General features: G+C 72.0%; 11 protein-coding genes. 1 reads left to right on the forward strand and 10 read right to left on the reverse strand.

Features of this window, described 5'->3' with window-relative positions; translation table 11 throughout:
• Positions 1 to 71: 71 nt before the first annotated feature.
• Positions 72 to 845 carry a maleylpyruvate isomerase family mycothiol-dependent enzyme gene (locus tag ACIQOV_RS10775; protein ID WP_401047241.1) on the forward strand — a complete coding sequence of 258 codons (774 nt, stop codon included), beginning with the start codon at positions 72 to 74 and terminating at the stop codon, positions 843 to 845.
• Positions 846 to 1,285: 440 nt separating this feature from the next.
• On the opposite strand, the gene ACIQOV_RS10780 is transcribed toward ACIQOV_RS10775, so the two are convergent.
• From ACIQOV_RS10780 to ACIQOV_RS10825, 10 genes are all read right to left on the reverse strand, one after another.
• Entirely contained in the window at positions 1,286 to 1,981 is a 696-nt protein-coding gene (locus ACIQOV_RS10780; protein ID WP_401047244.1) for a FadR/GntR family transcriptional regulator, read from the reverse strand.
• Between the two features lie 147 nt (positions 1,982 to 2,128).
• Complete coding sequence (locus ACIQOV_RS10785; protein ID WP_401047246.1) at positions 2,129 to 3,028, reverse strand: amidohydrolase family protein; 900 nt, start codon at positions 3,026 to 3,028, stop codon at positions 2,129 to 2,131.
• Positions 3,025 to 3,330, reverse strand: a complete 306-nt coding sequence (locus ACIQOV_RS10790) for an L-rhamnose mutarotase (RefSeq protein ID WP_401047248.1) — start codon at positions 3,328 to 3,330, stop codon at positions 3,025 to 3,027. Before ACIQOV_RS10790 ends, ACIQOV_RS10785 begins: the two co-directional genes overlap by 4 nt.
• The gene (locus tag ACIQOV_RS10795; protein ID WP_401047250.1) at positions 3,327 to 3,977 is read right to left on the reverse strand and encodes a lactate utilization protein C; all 651 of its coding nucleotides are present in this window, start codon (positions 3,975 to 3,977) and stop codon (positions 3,327 to 3,329) included. The genes ACIQOV_RS10790 and ACIQOV_RS10795 overlap by 4 nt, the downstream gene beginning before the upstream one ends.
• A complete protein-coding gene (locus ACIQOV_RS10800; protein WP_401047252.1) occupies positions 3,974 to 5,425 on the reverse strand; it encodes a LutB/LldF family L-lactate oxidation iron-sulfur protein in 1,452 nt (483 codons plus the stop codon). Before ACIQOV_RS10800 ends, ACIQOV_RS10795 begins: the two co-directional genes overlap by 4 nt.
• Positions 5,422 to 6,162: a (Fe-S)-binding protein gene (locus ACIQOV_RS10805; protein WP_401047255.1), complete on the reverse strand. Its 741-nt coding sequence runs from the start codon at positions 6,160 to 6,162 to the stop codon at positions 5,422 to 5,424. Before ACIQOV_RS10805 ends, ACIQOV_RS10800 begins: the two co-directional genes overlap by 4 nt.
• A complete protein-coding gene (locus ACIQOV_RS10810; protein ID WP_401047258.1) occupies positions 6,162 to 7,160 on the reverse strand; it encodes an aldo/keto reductase in 999 nt (332 codons plus the stop codon). Before ACIQOV_RS10810 ends, ACIQOV_RS10805 begins: the two co-directional genes overlap by 1 nt.
• Positions 7,157 to 7,921 carry an SDR family NAD(P)-dependent oxidoreductase gene (locus ACIQOV_RS10815; RefSeq protein ID WP_401047260.1) on the reverse strand — a complete coding sequence of 255 codons (765 nt, stop codon included), beginning with the start codon at positions 7,919 to 7,921 and terminating at the stop codon, positions 7,157 to 7,159. The genes ACIQOV_RS10810 and ACIQOV_RS10815 overlap by 4 nt, the downstream gene beginning before the upstream one ends.
• Positions 7,918 to 9,261, reverse strand: coding sequence for an L-fuconate dehydratase (locus ACIQOV_RS10820; RefSeq protein ID WP_401047262.1), 1,344 nt, complete (start codon positions 9,259 to 9,261; stop codon positions 7,918 to 7,920). Before ACIQOV_RS10820 ends, ACIQOV_RS10815 begins: the two co-directional genes overlap by 4 nt.
• 11 nt (positions 9,262 to 9,272) lie before the next feature.
• A complete protein-coding gene (locus ACIQOV_RS10825; protein ID WP_401047264.1) occupies positions 9,273 to 10,124 on the reverse strand; it encodes a fumarylacetoacetate hydrolase family protein in 852 nt (283 codons plus the stop codon).
• Between the last annotated feature and the right edge of the window lie 412 nt (positions 10,125 to 10,536).

Consider the following 10,536-nt stretch of genomic DNA (forward strand, 5'->3'; position numbering starts at 1 on the left):
CCCTTCACCCTCACCCTCGCCACCGGACCGCTGGTCCCGCCGCCCCCTGAATCCCTCCGGAGCAACCGTCCATGACCCCGAACGAGCACGTCGACGCCGTGGCCGCCGAGACCCACAGGTTCGCCACCGCCGTACGCTCCGCCGACCCGGCCACTCCCGTCCCCACCTGCCCCGACTGGACCCTCGCCGACCTCCTCCGCCACGCCGGCAGCGTCCAGCGCTGGTTCACCGTCCTGCTGCGGCAACGCATCCAGGCACCGCCCACCAGCCGGGACGTCGACCTCAAGCTCCCCGAACGGGCCGAGGACTACCCGGCGTGGCTCACCGAGGCCGGCGCGGAAGCGGCCGCGACGTTCGCGGCGACCGACCTCGACGCCCCCATGTGGGCCTGGGGCGCCGACCAGCACGCCCGCTTCTGGGTGCGCCGGATGCTCTTCGAGACCCTCGTCCACCGCGTCGACGCCGAACTCGCCCTGGGGCTCAAGCCCGAGATCGACCCGGACCTCGCCGCGGACGGCGTGGCCGAATTCCTCACCAACCTGCCGCACGCCACCCTCTTCGCCCCGCACACGGCCAAGCTCCGCGCCGCCGATCGCACCCTCCGCTTCACCCGCACCGACGGCGACGGCGACTGGCTGATCCACCTGCGCCCCGACGGCTTCGGCCCGGCCCCCGTCGACGCGACCGCCACCGACGCCGACGCCGACGCCGACGCCACGGTCTCCGCCACCGCCGCCGACCTCCTGCTCCTCCTCTACGGCCGCACCGACCGCTCGGCACCCGGGATCACGGCCTCCGGGGACGAAGAACTGCTGGACCTCTGGTTCACCAACTCCGCCTTCTAGGCCGGCGCCCGAACCCACCGCACGACGGCCCGCGCCGGAACTCGGCGCGGGCCGGCCGGGGCTGTCGTCGGGGGACGTGGAGGACGTCGAACTCCAGAGCCATGCTGCCGACCCACCGCCGGCGGAAGTGCCTGAGTGTTTGCGCCAACATCGCGGACACGACACGACAGGCGCCGGTCCCGGTCCGCCGTCGGACTCACCACGCGCGGCACGTCCTCCGGTCTCCGGTGGAACCAGCGGCTCCGGATCGGCCACTTCGCCCGCACGGTGGAGCTCCGCGAGCAGCCGGACCTCGGCCCGACCGAGGAGTAGCCGGAGCGCCGAGGACGAGGCCGGGTGGCCCGTGGAACACCCCGGGCCACCCGGCCTCTCGGCGTGCGCCCGAGCCCGGCACCCCCGCCTGTGCGGAGGTCGCGCCGCGCCGGGCACCCGCCCCGGGGTCAGCCGAGTGAGGATCCGGCTGCGCCGAGGGTGTCCCGCAGCCACTGCTCGACGCCTGCCACGTGCACCGTCGCCCAGGCCTGCGCGAGGTCGGGGCGGCGGTGGGCGATCGCGTCGAGGATGGCGCGGTGCTGCTGGCGGGTCCGGTCGGCCGCGCCTTCCTCGGTCAGCCCGCGCCAGATCCGCGCCCGGGCGGTCGGGCCGGACAGGCCCTCGACGAGCGAGCACAGGACGGTGTTGCCCGAACCGGCTGCGATCCTGCGGTGGAACTCCAGGTCGTTGTCGATCAGTTCTTGCAGGGAGGCGTCGTCGCTCAGGCTCTCCAGGATCTCCCCGAGGGCGGCGATGTCCTCGTCCGGCATCACTCGGGCCGCCATGGCCGCGGCAGCGGGCTCCAGAATGCGGCGGACCTCCAGGAACTCCAGCACCGAGTCGTCCTGGTGGAAGTCGACGACGAAGCCCAGGGCGTCCAGCAGCAGGTTGGGCTCCAGGCTCGTCACGTACGTGCCGTCCCCCTGGCGTACGTCGAGCACCCGGATGAGCGAGAGGGCCTTCACGGCCTCACGCAGGGAGTTGCGCGACAGACCGAGCCGCTCGGCCAGGTCGGCCTCCTTGGGGAGTCGCGAACCAGGGCGCAGCTCACCACTGACGATCATGGCTTTGATCTTCTCGATCGCCGAGTCGGTGACTGGCACGCTCCTGCCTCCCTGGTCCTGATCGTTGCAGCATAGCTTCCATGGCACCCGCCCGGAGATCGCCTTGACCGCGAAAGGTCAAGACCATCCGGCAAGATCCCTGAGGAGGCCGTCCGTCCCGGGTGGGCCGCACTCCGCCCGCGGCGGCTACGGTCCCGGCGGACCGGCACGTCCCTCCGCGGGCCGACCCGGGGCGCCGAGCCCGTACACGCGGATCGCGTTGTGCCGGAACACCGCGTCCCTCTCCCCCGCGCCGAGCCGGTCCGTGAGGCGCCGGGTGATCCGGACGACCTCGGCGTAGTCGGCCCGAAGGGTGCATACCGGCCAGTCGGAGCCGAAGAGGAGGCGTTGCGGGCCGAAGGCGTCCAGGGCGGTGTCAGCGTACGGCGCGAGGTCCTCCGTGCGCCACCGACCGGGGGCGGCCTCGGTGACCAGGCCGGAGAGCTTGCACACGGTGTTGGGCAGCGCGGCCAGGCGGCGCAGGTCCGCTGCCCAGGGGTCGAGCGTGCCCTCGGAGATCGGGGGCTTGCCGAGGTGGTCGAGGACGAACGTCAGGTCGGTGAGCCGGGCGGCCGCGAGGGCTGCGGCGGGCAGTTGGTGCGGTTTGACGACGAGGTCGTAGGCGAGGCCGGAGCCGGCGACGGCGATCAGGCCGCGCTGGACGTCGGGGCGCAGCAGCCAAGCGGGGTCGGGTTCCTCCTGGACCTGGTGCCTGATGCCCACCAGTCTTTCTCCGCCGGGGAGTTCACGCAGGGCGGCGATCGCTTCGGCAACGTCGGGGGCGGTGAGGTCGGTCCACCCGACGACGCCGGCGATCAGGTCGCTGCCGTCGGCCAGGGCCAGCAGTTCGGGGGTTTCCTCGGGGACGCAGACGGTCTGCACGACGACCGTGGCGACCGCTCCGGCCTCCGTGGCTTCGGGGGCGAGGTCGGCGGCGGTGAAGGAGCGGGCCAGTGGAGCGAGGGCCTCTCCGGTGATCCAGGGCTGCGGCCGCGTGTCGAGGTCCCAGACGTGGTGGTGCGCGTCGATGATCTGAGGTCCGGTCACAGTTCCCACACCACCGGGAGGCCGGCCCCGGCGTCGGAGTAGTCGTGGCTGATGTCGAGCAGTTCGCCCATCTTCTCCTGCCAGGCGGTGTTGACCGGGAGGTGCTCCAGTGCGGCGAGGAGACGGGTGTAGCTCTCGCACTCCAGCTGGTGGAACAGTTCGCAGCCGCTGCGCCAGATCGTCCACGAGGTGACGCCGGCGGCCCGGATGGCGGCGGTGAGTTCGGCGGGCACCGTGCGGTGGGCCGCCTCGTACTCGGCGATCCGATCGGCGCGGACGCGGGTGTGCAGGGCGACTCTCATGGCTGCTCCGGGCGGGTGGGGTCGACGATGACGACGTGCAGGGTGCGGGGGCCGTGCACGCCTTCCACGCGGTCGAGTTCGATGTCGCTGGTGGCGGAGGGGCCCGAGATGAAGGTCAGCGGCAGCGAGGGGTCGAGGCGGGCGAGGGCGTCGGGGACGTCGGCGGTGATCTGTCCGGCGTGGATGACGCACAGATGGTAGTCGGGGACGAGGGTGAGGACGCGGCGGCCCTGGCCGGGGCCGGTGTCGAGGACGATGGTGCCGGTGACGGCGATGCCGGCGGCGGCGAGGGTGACGGCGCCGTCCAAGGCGTTCAAGGTTGGGACGTCCAGCGGTTCCGGGTGCCACTGCCAGTCTCCGGACGGCAGCAGCTCGACGGGAAAGCCACCGGGCAGCGCCAGGTTTCGCGCCCCGCACGCGGTGAGCGCGGCGGCGATGGCGGCCGGCAGGCCCGCCTGATCGGTGCGGGTGACGTGCGCCCGGTAGTCGGCGACGCGTTCGGCGAACAGGGCGACGGTGTCCTCGCCCGGCTCGGTGTGGCTGCGCCGGTAGGTCCGGGGTACGGGGACGTCGGTGGGCAGTTCGTCGGCGGGGACGTCGGTGAGCGCGGCGCGGATACGGCCGAGGATGGCCTGACGGCTGTTCATGCTTCTTGGTCCCTGTTCTTGCGCCACCAGGTGCGGAAGGACTCGGCGGGGGGTGCGGGGGTGTCGCGGGTGTCGGACCAGCCGTGCAGCGGGCCCGGCAGCCGGCCGATGCGCCCGTTCCGGGCGAGGGCCCGGCCGCCGAGGGCGGCGGCCTTCTGGGCGGCGGAGAGCAGGCGCGGGGAGTCGAGGACGGCGGCGGCGGCCTTCATGGCCAGTGCCTCCGCCCGCTTCGGCTTGCTCTCGACGGCCTTGGCCCTCAGGTGGGCCAGCACCTCGGGGATGTCGATCTTGACGGGGCAGGCGTCGTAGCAGGCCCCGCACAGCGTGGAGGCGAACGGCAGCGAAGCGGCGTTCTCCACGCCGACGAGCTGCGGGGTGAGGACGGCGCCGATCGGTCCGGGGTAGACGGAGCCGTAGGCGTGGCCGCCGGTGCGCTCGAAGACGGGGCAGACGTTGAGGCAGGCCGAGCAGCGGATGCAGCCGAGGACCTGGCGTCCGACCTCGTCGGCGAGGGTGTCGGTGCGGCCGTTGTCGAGCAGCACCAGGTGGAACTGCGACGGGCCGTCGCCGTCGGTGGTGCCGGTCCAGGTGGAGGTGTACGGGTTCATCCGCTCGCCGGTGGAGGAACGCGGCAGCAGCTGGAGGAAGACCTCCAGGTCGCGCCAGGTGGGGACCACCTTCTCGATGCCCATGACGGTGATGAGGGTTTCGGGCAGGGTGAGGCACATGCGGCCGTTGCCCTCGGACTCCACGACGACCACGGTGCCGGTGTCGGCGGTGGCGAAGTTGGCGCCGGAGACGGCCACCTTGGCGGTGAGGAACTTGCTCCGCAGGTGCAGCCGGGCGGCTTCGGCGAGTTCGCGCGGGTCGTCGCCGAGGCCGTCGGGTGCGGGCTGCCCCCAGCGGGCCATTTCGGCGGTGAAGAGGTCGCGGATCTCGCTGCGGTTCTTGTGGATCGCGGGGACGAGGATGTGGGAGGGCCGGTCGTCGCCGAGTTGGACGATGAGTTCGGCGAGGTCGGTCTCGTAGGCGGTGATCCCGGCCTCGGCGAGGGCCTCGTTGAGGCCGATCTCCTGCGTGGCCATCGACTTGACCTTCACCACCTCGCGCTCGCCGGTGGCCCGCACGAGTTCGGTGACAATGCGGTTGGCCTCGGCGGCGTCGCCCGCCCAGTGCACGGTGCCGCCCGCCGCGGTGACAGCGGCCTCCAACTGGACGAGATAGCGGTTGAGGTGACGTGAGGTGCGCTTCTTGATCGCGGCGGCAGCATCACGCAGCTGCTCCCAGTCGTCCAGTTCGGAGGCGACCGCGAGCCGCTTGTCGCGGATGGTGGTGGTGGCGCGCTTCAGGTTGGCGCGCAGCTGCTGGTCGGCAAGCGCGGTGCGGGCCGCCTCGGGGAAGGACGGCGAGCCGAGCCAGACGACGCCACGGCTGCCGGGATTGCTCATCGTGCGGTTCCTTCGGTGGCGGCGAGGATCTCGGCCAGGTGCAGGGTCCGCACGGGCGCGCCCTGGCGGGACAGTCCGCCGCCGATGTGCATCAGGCAGGAGTTGTCGGCGGCGCACAGGACCTCGGCACCGCTCGCCAGGACGGCGGTGTTCTTGTCGGCGAGCATCGCGGCGGAGGTGTCGGCGTTCTTGACGGCGAACGTGCCGCCGAAGCCGCAGCAGGAGTCGGCCGCGGGCAGGTCGACCAGCTCAAGGTCCTCGACGGCGCGCAGTAGCCGGTCGGGGCGGTCGCCGAGGCGAAGGCCGCGCAGGGAGTGGCAGGTGGGGTGGTAGGCGACGCGGTGCGGGAAGCGGGCGCCGACGTCCGTGACGCCGAGCACGTCGGTCAGGAACTCGGTGAACTCGTACACCCGGGGCACCAGTTCGGTGACCTGCTGCTGGAGGTCGGTGTTCCCGTGGTCGCGGGCGAGCAGGGGGTGGTTGTCGCGGACCATCCCGGCGCAGGAGGCGGAGGGGGTGATCACGGCGTCGTAGTCGGCGAAGGTCCGGGCGAAGCGGGCCACCAGCGGGAGGGCGTCGGGGCGGTAGCCGGTGTTGAAGTGCATCTGGCCGCAGCAGGTCTGTTCCCGCGGGAACTCGACGCGGTGGCCGAGTCGCTCCAGCACGGTCACCACCGCGCGGCCGGTGTCGGGGAAGAGCGTGTCGTTGAAGCAGGTGATGAACAGGGCGACGCGCATCAGCTCACCACCTCGGGCGTGGGGACGTCCGCGGGCAGCAGTCCGCGGTCCTTGAGGTCCGCCCAGAGTACCGCCGGGACGGGGTGGTGGAGCATGGTGGCGGCGTCCCGGACCTCACCGGCGCTACGGGTGCCGACCAGGACGCTCGCCACCGCCGGGTGCCCGAACGGGAACCGCAGGGCGGCGGCGCGCAGCGGTACGCCGTGCCGCTCGCAGACGGCCTTGAGATCGAGCGCGCGGTTCAGCAGGTGGTCGGGCGCGGCCGTGTAGTCGAAGGTGGCGCCGGGGCGGGGGTCGGCGAGCAGGCCGGAGTTGAAGACGCCGCCGATGACGACGCCGATGCCCCGCTGCTGGGCCAAGGGCAGCAGCTCGGTCAGCCCCTGCTGGTCGAGGAGGGTGTAGCGGCCGGCCAGCAGGACCGCGTCGATGTCGGTCTCGCGGATGAAGCGGGCGGGCAGCTCGGCCTGGTTCATGCCGATGCCGATCGCCCCCAGGACACCTTCGGCGCGCAGTCGTTCCAGTTCCGGGTAGGCCTCGGTGAGCGCCTGTTCGGCGTGGTCGTCGGGGTCGTGCAGGTAGGCGATGTCGATCCGGTCGAGGCCGAGCCGGTTCAGGCTGTCCTCGATGGAGTGGCGTACGCCCCGGGCGCTGAAGTCCCAGACGCGGCGGTGGGTGGCGGGGACGGCGAAGCCGTTGGCCAGGTCGTCGCCGTCGCCGGAGGGAGCCGGCTCCAGCAGCCGGCCGACCTTCGTGGAGAGCGTGTACTGGTCCCGGGGGAACTCGCGCAGGGCGTCGCCGAGCCGGCGCTCCGACAGGCCCAGGCCGTAGTGCGGGGCGGTGTCGAAGTACCGTACGCCGGACTCCCAGGCTGCGGTGACGGCCTGTTCGGCCTGCGCCTCGGTGACCGGGGTGAACAGGTTTCCGATGCCGGCGGCGCCGAACGCGAGTGCGGTCACGTGCGCCGTGCTGCGGCCGAGCGGGTTGTGGCGCGGCTTCACCGGCGTGGCTCCGGTCGCAGGCGCAGGCCGGCCATGCCGCCGTCCACGGCGAGCGCGGTGCCGGTGACGCTGGCGGCGGCCGGGGAGGCGAGGTAGGCGATGGCGGCGGCGACCTCTTCGGCGCTGACCAGCCGGCCGGTGGGCTGGCGGGCATTCAGGGCGGCGCGTTCGGCGGCCGGGTCGTCGGCCGCGTCGAGCAGCCGGGCGACCCACGGGGTGTCGACGGTGCCGGGGTTGACGCAGTTGACCCGGATGCCGTCGCGGACGTGGTCGGCGGCCATGGCCAGGGTGAGCGAGAGGACGGCGCCCTTGCTCGCCGAGTACAGCGCGCGCTGGGGCAGTCCGGCGGTGGCGGCGATGGAGCAGGTGTTGACCACCGAGGCGTGGGCCGAGCGGCGCAGGTACGGCAGGGCGGCGCGGGTGGTGCGGACGATGCCGAGCACGTTGACGTCCAGGACGCGGTGCCACTGCTCGTCGGGGTTGTCCTCGACGGTACCGGCGGCGCCGATGCCGGCGTTGTTGACCAGGATGTCGATCCCGCCGAGCGCTTCGGCCGCCGCCTGAACGGCCTCGCGGACCGAGCGGTCGTCGGCGACGTCGGCGGTGAAGCCGCGCAGCGGGACGCGGACGCTGCTCGGGTCGAGGTCGAGGACGGCGACGTCCGCTCCGCGTTCGCCGAGCAGGCGGGCGGTGGCGAGTCCGATGCCGGAGGCTCCGCCGGTGACCAGGGCGGTGAGTCCGTCGAGGTCGCGGGTGGTCATGAGCGCTCCTCCTTGTCGTGGCCCGCCAGGTCGGCTGCCCAGAACGCGCCGTCGGGGTAGGTGTAGGTGTCGATGGTGGTCTGGTGCATGGTGGCGGAGAAGCCGGGCAGGACGGGCGCTCGGTAGTGGCCGGCGTCGATGACGACGGGGTCGAGGAAGTGCTGGTGGAGGTGGTCGACGTACTCGATGACCCGGTCCTCGGTGGTGCCGGTGAGCGCGACGTAGTCGAACATCGACAGGTGCTGGACGAGTTCGCACAGGCCCACGCCGCCGGCGTGCGGGCAGACCGGGACGCCGAACCTGGCGGCGAGCAGCAGGATGGCGAGGTTCTCGTTGACGCCGGCCACCCGGGCCGAGTCCAGCTGGAGGATGTCGATGGCGCCGGCCTGGAGCAGTTGCTTGAAGACGATGCGGTTCTGCACGTGCTCGCCGGTGGCGACCCTGATCGGGTGGACACCCTTGCGGATGGCGGCGTGGCCGAGGACGTCGTCCGGGCTGGTGGGCTCCTCGATCCAGTACGGGTCGAACTCGGCGAGGGCGTTCGTCCACTCGATCGCCTCGGCGATGTTCCAGCGCTGGTTGGCGTCGATCGCCATCCGGATGTCCGGGCCGACGGCGGCGCGGGCGGCGCGGCAACGGCGGACGTCGTCCTCCAGGTCGGCGCCGACCTTCAGCTTGATCTGGGCGAAGCCGTCCGCGACGGCCTGCTTGGCGAGGCGGGTGAGCTTCTCGTCGCTGTAGCCCAGCCAGCCGGGCGAGGTGGTGTAGGCGGGATAGCCGCGGCGCACGAGTTCGGCGGCCCGGGCGGGTGCGCCCTGTCTGCCCTTGCGCAGCAGTTCGAGAGCCTCGTCGGGCGTCAGCGCGTCGGCGATGTAACGGAAGTCGACCTGGGAGACCAACCACTCGGGGTCGGCGTCGACGAGCAGCTGCCACAGCGGCTTGCCCTCGCGCTTGGCGGCGAGGTCCCAGACGGCGTTGACCACGGCCCCGATCGCCATGTGCATCACGCCCTTCTCGGGGCCGAGCCAGCGCAGCTGGCTGTCACCGATCAGGTCGCGGTACAGGGAACCGGGGTCGGCGCACAGCTCGGCGACGGAACGCCCGACGATGTGCGGGCTCAGCGCGTCGATGGCGGCGACCTGGACGTCGTTGCCACGGCCGATGGTGAAGGTGAACCCGTGGCCCTCCGGCTCGCCGTCGGAGGTGCGCAGCACCAGGTAGGCGGCGGAGTAGTCGGGGTCCGGGTTCATGGCGTCGGACCCGTCCAGCTCCCGCGAGGTGGGGAAGCGGATGTCGTAGGTGTCGACGGCGGTGATCCGCGCCGCTGTGGTTGCGGACAAGGTGGTGCCTTTCACGCGTTGGAGAAGGTCTGGCGCTGAGTGCCGAGGCCGTCGATGGCCAGTTCGACGGTGTCGCCCGCGCGCAGGTAGGGGTTACCGGGCAGGCCCAGGGCCACCCCGGCCGGGGTGCCGGTGTTGATCACGTCTCCGGGGCGCAGCACCATGTACTGGCTGAGGTACCAGACGATGTGGGCGACGTCGAAGATCATGTTCTTGGTGCTGCCGTCCTGGCGGGTCTCGCCGTTGACGGCCAGCCGGAGGCCCAGAGTCTGCGGGTCGCCGGCCTCGTCCGGGGTGACCAGCCAGGGGCCGAGCGGGTTGAAGGTCTCGCAGGACTTGCCGAGGTCCCACTGCCCGGAGTACTCCAGCTGGAACTCGCGTTCGGAGACGTCGTTGCTGATCGCGTAGCCCGCGACGTGGGCGAGGGCCTGCCGGGGGGAGTCCAGGTAGCGGGCCTCGCGGCCGATCACGACCGCGAGTTCGACCTCCCAGTCGGTCTTGGCCGAGCCGCGCGGGATCAGCACCCGGTCGTCGGGGCCGACCACGGTGGAGGGGTCCTTCATGAAGACCACCGGCCGGGTGGGGACGGCAGCGCCGGTCTCCTCGGCGTGGTCGCGGTAGTTGAGGCCGATGCAGACGACCTTGCCCGGCCGGGCGACGGGTGCGCCGATCCGCAGGCCGGCCGCGTCGATCGGAGGGAGCTCACCGGCGGCCAGGGCGGCGCGAACGCGGTCGATCCCGTCCGAGGCGAGGAACGCTCCGTCGATGTCACCGGTCAGGCCCGTGAGCGCGAAGACCCGGCCGTCGTCACCGAGGGCTGCCGGAACCTCTTCTCCCGCCGGTCCGATCCGCAGTAGCTTCATGCCCTGACTCCCGTCATAGGTCTGCGGGCCGGGCCTCTTCACCGGCCAACACATCGGATGAATCCGTGACGCCCTGACCATACGAGCCTCAGTCACATCCTCGCAAGAAGTCCTCCGATGTTTGCCGGACGCGTCAGTTGTACGCTCTCTAACCATCCGTCAAATATGCAGCTCAGAGTGGAAATACCGCTTCATCCACGACACAGTGCGGAAACCCGGACGTCACGGTTGAGAATCATCCGAGGTTTCCTCTTGTCAGTCAGATGTCAGGCTCGTATGGTCCTCGTGACCCGCAAGCCATCCGATGACTGTGGGAAGCGCGATCCGGCGCCGTCTGCCACGGGCCGCCGCAACAGGAACCGGCCTCCCTCCTGGTGAGGGCTGGAGGGGAGGCCGACTCCACCCGCCCGCT

The organism is Kitasatospora sp. NPDC091257, from assembly GCF_044757675.1.
Lineage (GTDB): Bacteria > Actinomycetota > Actinomycetes > Streptomycetales > Streptomycetaceae > Kitasatospora > Kitasatospora lactacystinica.

Excerpts from the sequence above, each read along its gene's own strand:
- ACIQOV_RS10775 (WP_401047241.1), top strand. The coding sequence starts at position 72 with ATGACCCCGAACGAGCACGTCGACGCCGTGGCCGCCGAGACCCACAGG.
- ACIQOV_RS10790 (WP_401047248.1), bottom strand. The coding sequence starts at position 3,330 with ATGAGAGTCGCCCTGCACACCCGCGTCCGCGCCGATCGGATCGCCGAG.
- ACIQOV_RS10795 (WP_401047250.1), bottom strand. The coding sequence starts at position 3,977 with ATGAACAGCCGTCAGGCCATCCTCGGCCGTATCCGCGCCGCGCTCACC.
- ACIQOV_RS10800 (WP_401047252.1), bottom strand. The coding sequence starts at position 5,425 with ATGAGCAATCCCGGCAGCCGTGGCGTCGTCTGGCTCGGCTCGCCGTCC.
- ACIQOV_RS10805 (WP_401047255.1), bottom strand. The coding sequence starts at position 6,162 with ATGCGCGTCGCCCTGTTCATCACCTGCTTCAACGACACGCTCTTCCCC.
- ACIQOV_RS10815 (WP_401047260.1), bottom strand. The coding sequence starts at position 7,921 with ATGACCACCCGCGACCTCGACGGACTCACCGCCCTGGTCACCGGCGGA.
- ACIQOV_RS10825 (WP_401047264.1), bottom strand. The coding sequence starts at position 10,124 with ATGAAGCTACTGCGGATCGGACCGGCGGGAGAAGAGGTTCCGGCAGCC.